The sequence below is a fragment of the Streptomyces yatensis genome (assembly GCF_018069625.1).
Lineage (GTDB): Bacteria > Actinomycetota > Actinomycetes > Streptomycetales > Streptomycetaceae > Streptomyces > Streptomyces yatensis.
Genome location: NZ_CP072941.1, coordinates 5,970,501 through 5,983,471, shown reverse-complemented (window position 1 = coordinate 5,983,471; position 12,971 = coordinate 5,970,501). Strand labels below are relative to the sequence as shown.

Annotated in this window: 13 protein-coding genes; 8 read left to right on the top strand and 5 right to left on the bottom strand. The window is 71.7% G+C overall.

Features of this window, described 5'->3' with window-relative positions:
* The first annotated feature begins 93 nt into the window (after nucleotides 1–93).
* Nucleotides 94–735: a uridine kinase family protein gene (locus tag J8403_RS25180; protein WP_246585980.1), complete on the top strand. Its 642-nt coding sequence runs from the start codon at nucleotides 94–96 to the stop codon at nucleotides 733–735.
* Nucleotides 736–898: 163 nt separating this feature from the next.
* Here J8403_RS25180 and J8403_RS25175 read toward each other — a convergent pair whose 3' ends face one another.
* Nucleotides 899–1,681, bottom strand: coding sequence for a SigE family RNA polymerase sigma factor (locus tag J8403_RS25175; RefSeq protein WP_093462460.1), 783 nt, complete (start codon nucleotides 1,679–1,681; stop codon nucleotides 899–901).
* 197 nt (nucleotides 1,682–1,878) lie between these two features.
* Here J8403_RS25175 and afsQ1 point away from each other — a divergent pair, with 197 nt between their 5' ends.
* The 5 genes from afsQ1 (at nucleotide 1,879) to J8403_RS25150 (ending at nucleotide 5,864) form a co-directional block, all read left to right on the top strand.
* The gene (gene afsQ1 / locus J8403_RS25170) at nucleotides 1,879–2,553 is read left to right on the top strand and encodes a two-component system response regulator AfsQ1 (protein WP_174887374.1); all 675 of its coding nucleotides are present in this window, start codon (nucleotides 1,879–1,881) and stop codon (nucleotides 2,551–2,553) included.
* Between the two features lie 127 nt (nucleotides 2,554–2,680).
* Complete coding sequence (locus tag J8403_RS25165) at nucleotides 2,681–4,291, top strand: sensor histidine kinase (RefSeq protein WP_246586373.1); 1,611 nt, start codon at nucleotides 2,681–2,683, stop codon at nucleotides 4,289–4,291.
* The gene (locus J8403_RS25160; protein WP_211125145.1) at nucleotides 4,288–4,911 is read left to right on the top strand and encodes a hypothetical protein; all 624 of its coding nucleotides are present in this window, start codon (nucleotides 4,288–4,290) and stop codon (nucleotides 4,909–4,911) included. The genes J8403_RS25165 and J8403_RS25160 overlap by 4 nt, the downstream gene beginning before the upstream one ends.
* A gap of 113 nt (nucleotides 4,912–5,024) precedes the next feature.
* Entirely contained in the window at nucleotides 5,025–5,600 is a 576-nt protein-coding gene (locus J8403_RS25155) for a VanZ family protein (RefSeq protein WP_211125144.1), read from the top strand.
* Between the two features lie 60 nt (nucleotides 5,601–5,660).
* Nucleotides 5,661–5,864 carry a PspC domain-containing protein gene (locus tag J8403_RS25150; RefSeq protein ID WP_014061318.1) on the top strand — a complete coding sequence of 68 codons (204 nt, stop codon included), beginning with the start codon at nucleotides 5,661–5,663 and terminating at the stop codon, nucleotides 5,862–5,864.
* Between the two features lie 155 nt (nucleotides 5,865–6,019).
* Here J8403_RS25150 and J8403_RS25145 read toward each other — a convergent pair whose 3' ends face one another.
* Nucleotides 6,020–6,271, bottom strand: a complete 252-nt coding sequence (locus J8403_RS25145; RefSeq protein ID WP_211125143.1) for an ATP-binding protein — start codon at nucleotides 6,269–6,271, stop codon at nucleotides 6,020–6,022.
* 124 nt (nucleotides 6,272–6,395) lie between these two features.
* A complete protein-coding gene (locus J8403_RS25140; protein WP_211125142.1) occupies nucleotides 6,396–7,562 on the bottom strand; it encodes an adenosine deaminase in 1,167 nt (388 codons plus the stop codon).
* A gap of 103 nt (nucleotides 7,563–7,665) precedes the next feature.
* Between J8403_RS25140 and J8403_RS25135 the strand changes: the two genes are divergently transcribed.
* Entirely contained in the window at nucleotides 7,666–8,430 is a 765-nt protein-coding gene (locus tag J8403_RS25135) for an alpha/beta hydrolase (protein WP_211125141.1), read from the top strand.
* Nucleotides 8,431–8,694: 264 nt separating this feature from the next.
* Here J8403_RS25135 and J8403_RS25130 read toward each other — a convergent pair whose 3' ends face one another.
* Nucleotides 8,695–9,918, bottom strand: a complete 1,224-nt coding sequence (locus J8403_RS25130; protein ID WP_425519902.1) for an MFS transporter — start codon at nucleotides 9,916–9,918, stop codon at nucleotides 8,695–8,697.
* 287 nt (nucleotides 9,919–10,205) lie between these two features.
* Between J8403_RS25130 and J8403_RS25125 the strand changes: the two genes are divergently transcribed.
* Nucleotides 10,206–11,126 carry a LysR family transcriptional regulator gene (locus tag J8403_RS25125; protein ID WP_425519830.1) on the top strand — a complete coding sequence of 307 codons (921 nt, stop codon included), beginning with the start codon at nucleotides 10,206–10,208 and terminating at the stop codon, nucleotides 11,124–11,126.
* A 532-nt stretch (nucleotides 11,127–11,658) separates the two neighbouring features.
* Here J8403_RS25125 and J8403_RS25120 read toward each other — a convergent pair.
* Nucleotides 11,659–12,936 carry a thymidine phosphorylase gene (locus tag J8403_RS25120; protein WP_211125139.1) on the bottom strand — a complete coding sequence of 426 codons (1,278 nt, stop codon included), beginning with the start codon at nucleotides 12,934–12,936 and terminating at the stop codon, nucleotides 11,659–11,661.
* Nucleotides 12,937–12,971: the final 35 nt, after the last annotated feature.

Genomic DNA, 12,971 nt, shown 5'->3' with positions numbered 1-12,971 from the left:
ACAGGACGACGCGGCGACACGGCGACGTCGGACGTTACGTCGTCGGTCACGCGGGGGTCACGTGTGCGAAAGAATGCGTCACACTGGTGTTCCGTGACCAGCCAACCGCCTTCCGCCCGTGTCGTCCTGCTCACCGGCCCCTCGGGCTCGGGAAAGTCCTCGCTCGCGGCCCGCACCGGGCTGCCCGTGCTCAACCTCGACGACTTCTACAAGGAGGGCGGCGACCCGACGCTGCCCCAACTCGCCGACGGCGGGGGCGCCGACTGGGACTCGCCACGCTCCTGGGACGCGGACGCGGCGGTCGCGGCGATCGAGACGCTGTGCCGTACGTCACGGACGACCGTGCCGCTGTACGACATCGCCACCAGCTCCCGCGTCGGCGAGGAGGCGCTGGACATCGGGCGGGCGCCGCTGTTCATCGCCGAGGGGATCTTCGCCGCCGACATCATCGGGCGCTGTGCCGATCTCGGGGTGCTCGCGGATGCGCTCTGTCTGCGCGGCCGTCCGTCCACCACGTTCCGGCGCCGGCTGCTGCGCGATCTGCGGGAGGGCCGTAAGCCCCCGCACTATCTGCTGCGGCGCGGCTGGCGGCTGATGCGCGCGGAGCGCGGGATCGTGGCCCGGCAGACGGCGCTGGGCGCGTACGCGTGCGGCAAGGGCACGGCGATGGGCCGGATAGCGGCCGCGACGGCGGGAGGGCGGATCCCCGCCTCCGGCGAGAAGGCGTCCGTGTAGCGAAGACGGCGCGAGAACAGGCGCGAGGCCGGACGATCCTCCTCGGATGTCCGGCCTCGCGCCTGTTTCCCCCGTACTCCCCCGATTTCTTGTTCCCCTCCCGTTTCCCCCGTGTTCCCCCGATTTTCCCGTTTCCCCCCGGCCTTCGGTCGTCCCGCCGCCGTCAGGCGACCAGTTCGCCGAAGGACTCCTCCTCGTCACGGCCGAAGCTGAGGCTCTCGTCCTCGCGCAGCCGGCGCAGCGAGCGCCAGATGCTGCTTTTGACCGTTCCGACGCTGATGTTCAGGATGTCCGCGATTTCCGGATCCGTCCGGCCCTCGTAGTAGCGCAGCACCAGCATCGTGCGCTGCAGCTCGGGCAGCCGGGCCAGGGCCTGCCACAGCACGGCGCGCAGCTCGGTGCCGCGCATCGCGTCATGGTCGCCCACCGTCTCCGGCAGCTCCTCCGTCGGGTACTCGTTGAGCTTGCGCCGACGCCAGGCGCTGATGTGCAGATTGGTCATGGTGCGGCGCAGATAGCCGCCGACCGCCGCCTTGTCGCTGATCCGGTCCCAGGCCCGGTAGGTCGAGAAGAGCGCGCTCTGCAGCAGGTCCTCGGCCTCGAAGCGGTCACCGGTCAGGTGGTAGGCGGTTGCGTACAGGGAGGCGCGGCGCTCCTGGACATAGGCGGTGAACTCCGCCTCCGACGCGGTGCGCCGCTCCCCCTCCGCCTCCCTGTACGAGCTTCCCCCGTGTCCCCCCGGTCCCCCGTTGTCCCCCCCGAGGCCGTGACCGGCCTCCTTCTCCCCCGTGATCGCGTCAATGGCCACCATGTAAGGAGGCCGCTGACGCCCGGCGCCGCGAGCGCACCCCCGCCCGCTCACGGCACCGGACTTCTCGTTGCCCCGGCCGGTGTCATGGAGGCGCGTGCGAACTGCGCTGGTGTTCGTGAAGTGCAGTGTGCTCATTTCGCGCCCCCCGTCGGTGGAGCCTGATCGGTCTGCTGGCTGCCCCGGCCGGTGGCGTTCCGCCCGGTGCACAGAAGACTTTGCCGGGTCAGTTTCATGGGGCTGTCTGCCGACTGTCACAGGCTCGTCACAGCGGAACGGACCGATAAACCCCTGACGGTCGAACTACAGGCCCCTTGTAGGCCAGAATGACCAACGTGCCTTTCCTGTTGCTGATCGAGGACGACGACGCCATCCGCACGGCCCTCGAACTCTCTCTGTCCCGCCAGGGCCACCGTGTGGCGACCGCGGCGACGGGCGAGGACGGCCTGAAACTGCTGCGTGAGCAGCGGCCGGATCTGATCGTGCTGGATGTGATGCTGCCCGGGATCGACGGCTTCGAGGTGTGCCGCCGGATCCGCCGTACCGACCAGTTGCCGATCATCCTGCTGACCGCGCGCAGCGATGACATCGACGTCGTCGTCGGCCTGGAGTCCGGCGCCGACGACTATGTGGTCAAACCCGTCCAGGGCCGGGTGCTGGACGCCCGGATCCGTGCGGTGCTGCGGCGGGGCGAGCGGGAGGCCAATGACTCCGCGGCCTTCGGCAGTCTGCTGATCGACCGTGCGGCCATGACGGTCACCAAGAACGGCGAGGATCTGCAGCTCACCCCCACCGAGCTGCGGCTGCTGCTGGAGCTCAGCCGCCGACCGGGGCAGGCGCTGTCCCGGCAGCAGCTGCTGCGGCTGGTCTGGGAGCACGACTACCTCGGCGACTCCCGGCTGGTCGACGCATGCGTACAGCGGCTGCGCGCGAAGGTGGAGGACGTCCCGTCGTCGCCGACGCTGATCCGTACGGTGCGTGGGGTCGGATATCGCTTGGATGCGCCCTAGTGACGACAATGCGTGGTGTGCACGGGGGCGGAGACGTGCGGAATTGAGCGCAGTGAGCGATGAGCCCGGTCGGGCCCGGGGCTGGGCCGCTGGGCTCTTGCGGTGGTTCAGCCTGCGGTTGCGGCTGATGCTGGTCTTCGGCCTGGTGGCGCTGACCGCCGCCGTGTCCGCGTCGGCCATCGCGTACTGGCTGAACCGTGACGCGGTGCTGACCCGTACCCAGGACGCGGCGCTGGACGAGTTCCGTAAATCGCTGAAGGACGACACCGATCCGTTGCCCTCCGTCCCGACTTGTTCCGAATTGCGGGATGCCGCGGGTCGTATGGCGGACAACACCCAGAAGTACGAGGTGCTGCTGATCACCCGGACCCGGGATGCCGGAAGCTGTCCGGCCGCCTCGGACAAGCGCCTGTTCACCCTCGACGCGGTGCCCGCGTCACTGCGGCGCGCGGTGGACCAGAAGCGCCCGGTGGGCAAGGGGAACACCTCCCCGTACCACCTCTACTGGCAGCGGATCACGCTGGACGGCACCCCGTATCTCGTCGGTGGGGCCAAGGTGAACGGTGGCGGGCCGACCGGCTACATGCTCAAGTCCCTGGACACCGAGCGCCAGGATCTGAACTCCCTCGCCTGGTCGCTGGGGATCGCCACCGGGCTCGCGCTGATCGGCGCCGCGCTGCTGGCGCAGGCCGCCGCGGCCACGGTGCTGCGGCCGGTGCAGCGGCTCGGGGAGGCGGCGTACCGGCTGGGCGAGGGGCATCTGGACACCCGGCTGCAGGTCTCGGGCTCCGATGAGCTGGCCAATCTCTCCCACACCTTCAACCGGGCCGCGGAGCGGCTGCAGAAGCGGGTGGCGGAGCTGTCCGCGCGGGAGGCGTCCAGCCGACGCTTCGTCGCGGACATGTCGCATGAGCTGCGGACCCCGCTCACCGCGATCACGGCCGTCTCGGAGGTGCTGGAGGAGGAGGCCGATTCGCTCGACCCGATGATCGCTCCGGCGGTGCAGCTGGTGGTGAGCGAGACCCGGCGGCTGAACGACCTGGTGGAGAACCTGATGGAGGTGACCCGCTTCGACGCGGGCACGGCCCGGCTGGTGCTCGACGATGTCGATGTCGCCGACCAGGTGACGGCGTGCATCGACGCCCGCGCCTGGCTGGACGCGGTGGAGCTGGACGCGGCGCGCGGGATCGTGGCCCGGCTGGATCCGCGGCGGCTGGATGTGATCCTGGCGAATCTGATCGGGAACGCGCTCAAGCACGGCGGCTCGCCGGTGCGGGTCTCGGTGCGCACCGACGGCGATGAGCTGCTGATCAAGGTCCGGGACCACGGTCCGGGCATCCCCGAGGATGTGCTGCCGCATGTCTTCGACCGGTTCTACAAGGCGAGCGCGTCCCGCCCGCGCTCGGAGGGCAGCGGGCTCGGGCTGTCGATCGCGATGGAGAACGCGCATATCCACGGCGGTGACATCAGCGCCGCGAACTCCCCGGAGGGCGGGGCCGTCTTCACACTGCGGCTGCCGATGGACGCCTCCCGGATCGCCTCCGACGAGGCCGAGGACGAGCTCGGCGATCTCGACGATCTCGACCGCGAGGGCGCCGCCGAGGGCGAGCGCGACGGCGACGGTGACGGCGGCGGCAGGGCCAGGGACAAGGGCAGGACCTGGAGCAAGGGCAAGGGCAAGGACAAGGGCGGGAATTCGGCCAGGGGCACGGGCCGGAACGAGGAGGGCAGGCCATGAGCGCGCGGTGGAGCCGGTCGAGCCGGTCGGCCGCTCTTCTGCTGGCCGGCGCGGTCGCCCTGCTGGCGGCCGGCTGCGGGATACGCGGCACCTCGGTGCCGGTGGACGCCGGGGCCGCGCCCTCGCGGGCGTCCTGCCGGGCGCCCGAGTCGGAGCGGGCCGCCGAGGGGATGAGCCGGGGCTCCGTACGGATCTATCTGCTGTGCTCCTCGCGGATCCTGTCGGTGAGCCGGACGACCCGGCCGGGCGAGGAGAAGACGTCCCCGGAGCCGGTGCGGGTAGCCCAGGCGCTGCTGGAGCAGCTGCGGCTGCCGCCGACGGCGGCCGAGGCGGCGGCCGGGTTCTCCACGGCGGTCGAGGACTGGGTGGAGATCTCCGGTCCGGCCAAGGACGACCCGGACAGCGCGCTGCGGCTGAGCCGGTCGCCGGAGGAGATCCAGTCCCTGGCGCTGGCGCAGATCGTCTGCACGCTCGCGGACACCACGGTGGCCGGGGAGGACGGCAAGGTGGTGCTCGGCGGCCCGGACAGCCAGCGGGATCCGCTCAAGGCGTACCGGTGCACCGAGGAGATGCGCCGCAACCCCATGATCGCGGTCAACTCCGGGGTCCTGGTCTCCTGATTCGTCACCTGTCGGTACCGCCTCGTCCCAGGTCGGCGACTTATCGGTAACAAGGTGCTGACCAGCGGGGTGCGAGCGGAACCACGACCCCCGCGGGCGGCGTCCTGATTTTCGTGCAGGGTCCCTTCGGCCGCAGGGCCGCCTTTCGCTACCGCGTCGCGGGCTTCGTCCTCCTCGTCGCACATCTCGCGTTCGTCTGCTGGCTGACCCTGCGACCGACCAACGTGCCCTGGGTGTCCGCCGCGACCCTCGAACCCCTGGCCACCATCCGCGCCGATCTGGCGCTCAGCCCCTGGGAGGCCGTCCGCTCCATCGGAGGCGGGCTGCTGCTGCTCGCGCCGCTGGGGGTGCTGCTGCCGCTGGCCGGGGGCCGGGTGGCGGCGTATCCGCTGGCCTCACTGGCCCGTACGGCCTTCAGCGGGGCGATGGCGGCCCTGGGGGTGGCGCTGCTGCGCAGCGAGGTGACCGGGCAGATCATGAACGTGGACTCGGTGCTGCTGAACACCGTCGGGGTCGCCCTCGCGCACGTACTGGTGGTCCCCGCCGTCCGGACGCGGCTCCGCCGTCGGGCCGACCGGGGTCGGGCCGCGCCCCTCCGCCGGGACGACGGCGCCCAGGCTCCGACCCCGACGATTCCCAGGGTCGGGATCGCACCGTGGAGCGACGTCTCCTCCGGCACGCGGACATAGCGTTGAGGACATCGGGAACTTGGCTCTTCCCGAGCCCACTCGACAAGGAGGAGTCCCCTCATGAGCGCACCGCTGGTCCGCCCCCGCCACGAGAAGAAGATCGCCGGTGTCTGCGCGGGTCTCGCCCGGCGCTTCGGGACCACGCCGACGACGATGCGGGTGCTGTTCGTGGTCTCGTGTCTGCTGCCGGGGCCGCAGTTCCTGCTCTATCTCGCGCTGTGGTTCCTGCTTCCGGCGGAGGACGCCTACCGCGAGGCGTGGTGACCCGGCTCGGGCGGCATCGCGGCCCGGCGGCGTAACGGCCGGGCGGCCCAGGCCCAGCGGCCTAGCGGCGCAACGGCGCAACCCTGGCATACGGAAACGGCCGGGCCGCACACCCCATCGGGATGTGCGGCCCGGCCGTGGTGCCAAGGCGGAGATCAGCCCAGCTTGATGAGGTTGCTGGTCGGCAGACCCTGCAGCGGGAGCTGACCCAGCATGCCCTGGCCGGGCTTGGCCTGGGCGGCGGGCTTTCCGGGCTGGGCGGCGGGCTGCCCCGGGGCGGCGACACGGCCCGCGGAGCCGCCCGGAACCGGCGCGCTGGGGGCCGCGGACGCGGCGCTGCCTCCGGTGATGACGGCGACGGCGCCGAGGGCAATGACACCGAGAGTCTTGAGCGTTCCCTGCTTCATCAGAAATCTGTCCTTGAGACGGGGGCTTGACCGATACGGAAACGTAGTCATGGATTTCGGCTGCCCGCAAACGTCGAAAACCGCCCCCGAAACCCCGCCCGGGCCCTGGGCCCAGTGCGCCCGGTCAGCTGCCCTCGGACGCGGAATCCCTGGTCACAGCCGACGCGGAGGCCACATTCCGGAACAGCCATTCGGACTTCAGCTCGGCGTATCCGGGCTTGATCACGTCACTGATCATCGCCAGACGTTCGTCAAAAGGAATGAAGGCCGATTTCATGGCATTGACCGTGAACCATTGCATGTCGTCGAGCGTGTAATGGAACGTTGATACAAGATGCTGGAATTCCGCGCTCATGCTCGTCCCGCTCATCAGACGATTATCCGTATTCACGGTGGCACGGAAATGCAGTCGGCGGAGCAGCCCGATGGGGTGCTCGGCGTAGGAACTGGCCGCGCCCGTCTGGAGGTTGGAGGTCGGGCACAGCTCCAGCGGGATGCGCTTGTCGCGGACGTACGAGGCGAGGCGGCCGAGGGCGAGGGAGCCGTCGTCCGCGACCTTGATGTCGTCGATGATGCGGACGCCGTGGCCCAGCCGGTCGGCGCCGCACCACTGGAGCGCCTGCCAGATGGACGGCAGCCCGAACGCCTCGCCCGCGTGGATCGTGAAGTGGTTGTTCTCCCGCTTCAGATACTCGAAGGCGTCCAGGTGCCGGGTGGGCGGGAAACCGGCCTCGGCGCCCGCGATGTCGAAGCCGACCACGCCCAGGTCGCGGTAGCGGTTGGCGAGTTCGGCGATCTCCAGGGCGCGGGCCGCGTGCCGCATCGCGGTCAGCAGGGCGCCCACCCGGATGCGGTGGCCGTTCTCCCAGGCCCGCCGCTCCCCTTGGCGGAAGCCCTCGTTGACCGCCTCGACGACCTCCTCCAGGGTCAGCCCGCCCTCCAGGTGCTGTTCGGGGGCGTAGCGGATCTCGGCGTAGACGACGCCGTCCTCGGCGAGGTCCTCGGCGCATTCGGCGGCGACCCTGACGAGCGCGTCGCGGGTCTGCATCACGCCGACGGTGTGGGAGAACGTCTCCAGATAGCGCTCCAGCGATCCGGAGTCCGCCGCCTCGCGGAACCAGACACCCAGCTTGTCGGGCTCGTTCTCCGGCAGCGCGTCGTACCCCGTCTCCCTCGCGAGGTCGACGATCGTGCCGGGGCGCAGCCCGCCGTCGAGGTGGTCGTGGAGCAGCACCTTGGGGGCGCGGCGGATCTGTTCGGGGGTGGGCTCGTGGCTGTGCTCGCTCGTCATCTGGGCACCATAGCCCCTACGCGCGTAGAACGTGAGGGATAGATACGGAACAGTGACCCGCACGGGTAGTGGAGTACACCAATCCTTCTGCGATCGTGTCGCCATGGCTCAGCAAGCGTTGCCCGAGCGGGGCGCACGGCTGGGGCGGCCGATGGGCGCGGCCGCCGCGCAAAGGACCGTACACGGTGTGGTGCTGCTCCTCCCCGAGGGCGAACCCAACGGGACGAGACGGCCCTCCAGACTCTCGGTGGCCGCCGCCCTGCCACTGGCCCGGCGGCTGGTCCGGGCGGGCCGGGAGGAGGGGCTGGCCGGTCATGTCGTCCACTACCGGCGCCGGGGCTGGAACGGGGCCGCCGCCGATCCCGCCTCCGATGCCACGTGGGCCGTGGAGGAGGTGGTGCGGCGCTACGGCGATGTGCCGGTCTGCCTCGCGGGCCACGGCGTGGGCGGGCGGGCCGCCCTCCGCGCCGCCGGGCACCCGGCCGTCACCTCGGTGGTGGCGCTGGCGCCCTGGCTTCCGGCACCGGACGAGGTGCTCGAACCCGAGCCGGTGAAGCAGCTGGTGGGACGGCAGGTGCTGATCGCTCACGGCACGAACGACGAGCGGTCCGACCCCGAGCTGTCCTACCGGCTGGCGGAGCGGGCGAAGAAGGCCAACCGCGATGTGTGCCGCTTCGAGGTGCACACCGACGGGCACGGGCTGCATCAGCACCGCTCCGAGGTGCAGGCGCTGGCCGTGGACTTCCTCCTCGGCTCCCTCTTCCACTCCGGCTTCTCCCGCCCGGTCGCCGACGCCCTGGCGGCTCCGCCGCCGCTGGGGCTGCGGATGCCGCTGGCTTCGGGGTTCGGGGCGAACCTGCGGCGCTGAGGGCGCTTGCGCTTTGGGGTGCCTCGGGGGGCTGGTGTTCGCTGCCGGGTGCGGCGACACCCCGCCCCCCATGGGCGAAGGGGCCGGCCCCGCCGGGACAGTGGCGGAGACGGCCCCTTCGGGCTTCGGAGGGCTGCGGCTACAGAGGGGCGCTGCCGCTTCGGAGGGCTGCGGCTACAGAGGGGCGCTGCCGCTTCAGAGGGCTGCGGCTACAGAGGGCTGCCGCTTCAGCTGCGCCGGGCAAGCGCCCGGGGTCGGGTCGGGCTAGGCCGGTGCGCCGACCAGCTCGCGGCGCGCGGCCTCCGCGCGCCGTTCGGCCTGTGCCTTGCGCGTCGCGTACACCGTGATCGCCGCCGCGCCGCCGACCGCCACCAGGCCCATGGCGACCGTGCCGCCCCATCCGGCCGCGTGGAAGGCGAGCGCGCCCAGCGCACCGCCCACGCTGCTGCCGATGTAGTACGACGCCTGGTAGAGCGCCGCGGCCTGGGCGCGTCCGGTCTTGGCCGTACGGCTCACCGCCGAGGAGGCCGCCGCGTGGCCCGCGAAGAAGCCCGCGGTGATCAGCACCAGACCGGCCAGCACCGCCGGGATCGAGTTCAGCAGGGACAGCAGCAGTCCGGCCGCCGTCGTGGACACCGCGACGTACAGCGCGCCGCGCCGCCCGAGCCGGCCGACCAGCTTGCCGGTCGCCGCCGAGGAGACCGTGCCGACCAGGTAGATCAGGAAGATCGAGCCGATCAGGCTCTGCGAGAGGCCGAAGGGCTCGGCCACCAGCCGGTAGCCGATGACCGTGTAGACCCCGCCGAAGACCGTCATGAACAGCGCGCCGATCGCGTACAGCCGGCACAGCAGCGGATCGGAGAGATGCCCGGCGAGGGTGCGGGCCAGGGCCCGCGGGCTCACCGCGGCCGGGGTGAAGTTCCGGGCCTTGGGGAGCAGCAGCCGGAAGGCCACCGCGCACAGCAGCGCCATCGCGCCGACCGCGGCCAGCGCGGCCCGCCAGCCCCAGGCGTCCGCCACCCAGCCGGTGAGGATCCGGCCGCTCATACCACCGACGCTGTTACCGGCCACGAACAGCCCGATCGCGCCGACCAACGCCTTCGGGTGAACTTCCTCCGCGAGATACGCCATCGCGGAGGCCGGGATCCCGGCCAGCGCCACGCCCTGGACCGCGCGCAGTCCGATCAGCCAGCCCAGGTCCGGTGCGAACGGCACCAGCAGGGCGAGGAGGACCGCGACCGTGAGCGAGCCGGTCATCATGGCGCGTCGGCCGAACCGCTCGGACAGCGCGCTCAGCGGCACGACCGCGAGCGCCAGGCCGAAGGTGGCCGCGGAGACGCTCCAGCTGGCCTGGTCCGCCTGGACCCGCAGATCGTCGGAGATCGCGGGGAGCAGCGCCTGGGTGGAGTAGAGCAGGGCGAAGGTGGCGAGTCCGGAGGTGAAGAGGGCGAGCCGCATCCGGACGTAACCGGGGTGGCCCGGGCTCATCTGCTTGGGCGCGGAGCTCGCGTCGCTCGAGGTGCTCGCGTTGCTCGAGGCGGCGGGCTGGGAGGAGTTCGGGTTCGTCGGCATCGAAGTCATCGAAGGCATCGAAGCGGAGGCGTCCACACGGTGGGTTCCGGTGGACGCCCCGGTATCAGCGGGAGGCATGCTTCGACCGTACGTAAGCACGGTTGATGCGTCCAATGCACGGAATGGCGATAATCAATCCACTGCAGCATGAGTAAAGGTCAGGGTCGCAGGTGTCACGCATCAGTTACGAAAACGACATTCCGGTGACAGTAGATGTCGAGGCGGAGTCCTGGGCCGCCACCCTCACACCGCGCCTCGCCCAGTTCGCCGCCGTCGCCCGCCATGAGCATGTGACCCGGGCCGCACAGGAGTTGGGGGTGCCCCAGTCGACGCTCAGCCGGGCGATGGTCCGGCTGGAGGAGGACCTGGGCGTGGCGCTCTTCGCCCGCCGGGGCCGTACGGTGGCGCTCACCCCGGCGGGACGGACGTTCCTGCGCTCGGTCGAACGGGCCCTCGCCGAGGTCGACCGCGCCGCCGAGTCCGTACGGGCCGACGCGGATCCGGCGGCGGGCCTGGTCTCGTTCGGCTTCCTGCACACGCTGGGGACCGAGACCGTGCCCGGTCTGATCCGGAGCTTTCGGGTGGACCATCCGCGCGTGCGGTTCCAACTGGTCCAGAACTACGGCGAGGCGATGATCGAGCGGATGCGCGCCGGCGGGCTCGACCTGTGCCTGACCTCCCCGGTGCCGGACGCCCCCGACCTGGTCGCCCGCCGCCTGGACGAACAGCGGCTGCGGCTGGTGGTCCCCGACGACCACCGCCTGGCCGGGCGCCGCCGGATCCGGCTCGCCGAGGCCGCCTCGGAGCTGTTCGTCACGCTGGAACCGGGCTACGGGCTGCGGCGCATCACCGATGCGCTGTGCGCGGAGGCGGGGTTCACGCCGCGGATCGCCTTCGAGGGCGAGGAGGCGGAGACACTGCGCGGCCTGGTCGCGGCGGGCCTTGGGGTGGCTCTCCTCCCGCCGCCCGCGGTTCCCCGCCCCGGGGTGGCCGAGCTCACCGTCACCGCGCCGCGTGCCGTCCGCGAGATCGGTGTCGCCTGGCTGGACGGACACCCGGACACGCCGCCGGTGGCGGCCTTCAAGAGGTTCCTGCTGGGGCGGCGGGGTCAGCTGCTGACGTAGTTGGGTGCGGGTTCCGCTGTGTGCGGGTGTGTGTGGGTGCGTGGGTGGTGCGCCGGGGTGTGGTGCGGTTCGGGTGCGGGTGCGGGTGCGTGGTGGTTGCTGGGGTGCGCCCGCTGTGCGTGGTGGGTGCCGGGGGCGGGGCCTCCGGGGCGGCGCCCTGGACCGCATATTTACGGCGCCATTGGCCAGGGGCGTTGAGTTGGTCGGGGATTGGCGCCACAAATACACGTAAGCGTCCAGGACACCACCCCTCCGACCCCGCCCCCTCCCGTCTCGTCGGCGACCTCGCCCCGGTGACCCAAGCCGCCTCCGGCCGTTGCGCGGCGGTCCGGTCCACGTTCGGCCCGGGGGGCGTGAATCCAGCCCCTCCGGCGTTTGAGGAGCGGGTCCGGGGCGGAGCCCCGGCGGGGGTGAGGGAGCCCCCCACGCGGCGGAGCCGCATATTGATGCTGTGGGAAGGGGCGGGGTGGGGGCTTTCCGCCGGAGGCGCCCACGGCCCGCACCCGGCGTGCGGCCCCGGGGCCGCGCCCGATCAGGCGATGCGTTCCAGCACGATCGGGGTGGGGGTGAAGTCCGTGTCCTGGGGGGCGTAGGTCACCGCGTCCTTCAGCGCCTCCAAGGCATAGGCGAAGGTCGACGGCGTGTCGGTGTGGAGCGTGAGGAGGGGCTGGCCCGTGGTGACGCGGTCGCCCGGTTTGGCGTGGAGCTCGACGCCCGCCCCCGCCTGGACCGGGTCCTCCTTGCGGGCGCGGCCCGCGCCCAGGCGCCAGGCGGCGAGGCCGACCGCATAGGCGTCGAGGCGGGTGAGGACGCCGGTGGACTCCGCGGTGACGATGTGCTGTTCGCGGGCCACCGGCAACGACGCGTCCGGGTCGCCGCCCTGGGCGGCGATCATGCGGCGCCAGTGGTCCATCGCCGTGCCGTCGGCCAGGGCCTTGGCGGGGTCGGCGTCCGGCAGGCCCGCCGCGTCCAGCATTTCGCGGGCCAGGGCCAGGGTGAGCTCGACGACGTCGGCCGGGCCGCCGCCCGCCAGGACCTCCACGGACTCGCGGACCTCGAGGGCGTTGCCCGCGGTGCGGCCGAGCGGGGTGGACATGTCGGTGAGGAGGGCGGTCGTGCGGACGCCGTGGTCCTTGCCGAGGCCGACCATCGTGGTGGCCAGTTCGCGCGCGGAGTCGATGTCCTTCATGAAGGCGCCGGAGCCCACCTTGACGTCCAGGACCAGGGAGCCGGTGCCCTCGGCGATCTTCTTGGACATGATCGAGGAGGCGATGAGCGGGATCGACTCGACCGTCCCGGTGACATCGCGCAGCGCGTACAGCTTCTTGTCGGCCGGGGCCAGGCCCTCGCCCGCCGCGCAGATGACCGGGCCCACGTCGCGCAGGACGGCCAGCATGTCCTCGTTGGAGAGCTGTGCGCGCCAGCCGGGGATGGACTCCAGCTTGTCGAGGGTGCCGCCGGTGTGGCCGAGGCCCCGGCCGGAGAGCTGCGGTACGGCGGCTCCGCAGGCGGCCACGAGGGGGGCGAGCGGCAGGGTGATCTTGTCGCCGACGCCGCCGGTGGAGTGCTTGTCGGCGGTCGGGCGCGGCAGCGAGGAGAAGTCCATCCGCTCACCGGAGGCGATCATCGCGGCGGTCCAGCGGGCGATCTCGGCCCGGTCCATGCCGTTGAGGAAGATCGCCATCGCGAGGGCGGACATCTGCTCGTCCGCCACCTCGCCGCGCGTGTAGGCGTCGATGACCCAGTCGATCTGGGCGTCGGTCAGGCGGGTGCCGTCGCGCTTGGCGCGGATGACGGAGATGGCGTCCATGGGGCGGTACGGGGCCTTTCGTATGCGGGGGGCCG

Coding starts and splice junctions, on each gene's coding strand:
- J8403_RS25175 (WP_093462460.1), bottom strand. CDS start 1,681: ATGAGCACACTGCACTTCACGAACACCAGCGCAGTTCGCACGCGCCTC.
- J8403_RS25165 (WP_246586373.1), top strand. CDS start 2,681: ATGCTGGTCTTCGGCCTGGTGGCGCTGACCGCCGCCGTGTCCGCGTCG.
- J8403_RS25160 (WP_211125145.1), top strand. CDS start 4,288: ATGAGCGCGCGGTGGAGCCGGTCGAGCCGGTCGGCCGCTCTTCTGCTG.
- J8403_RS25150 (WP_014061318.1), top strand. CDS start 5,661: ATGAGCGCACCGCTGGTCCGCCCCCGCCACGAGAAGAAGATCGCCGGT.
- J8403_RS25145 (WP_211125143.1), bottom strand. CDS start 6,271: ATGAAGCAGGGAACGCTCAAGACTCTCGGTGTCATTGCCCTCGGCGCC.
- J8403_RS25140 (WP_211125142.1), bottom strand. CDS start 7,562: ATGACGAGCGAGCACAGCCACGAGCCCACCCCCGAACAGATCCGCCGC.
- J8403_RS25135 (WP_211125141.1), top strand. CDS start 7,666: ATGGCTCAGCAAGCGTTGCCCGAGCGGGGCGCACGGCTGGGGCGGCCG.
- J8403_RS25130 (WP_425519902.1), bottom strand. CDS start 9,918: ATGAGCCCGGGCCACCCCGGTTACGTCCGGATGCGGCTCGCCCTCTTC.
- J8403_RS25120 (WP_211125139.1), bottom strand. CDS start 12,936: ATGGACGCCATCTCCGTCATCCGCGCCAAGCGCGACGGCACCCGCCTG.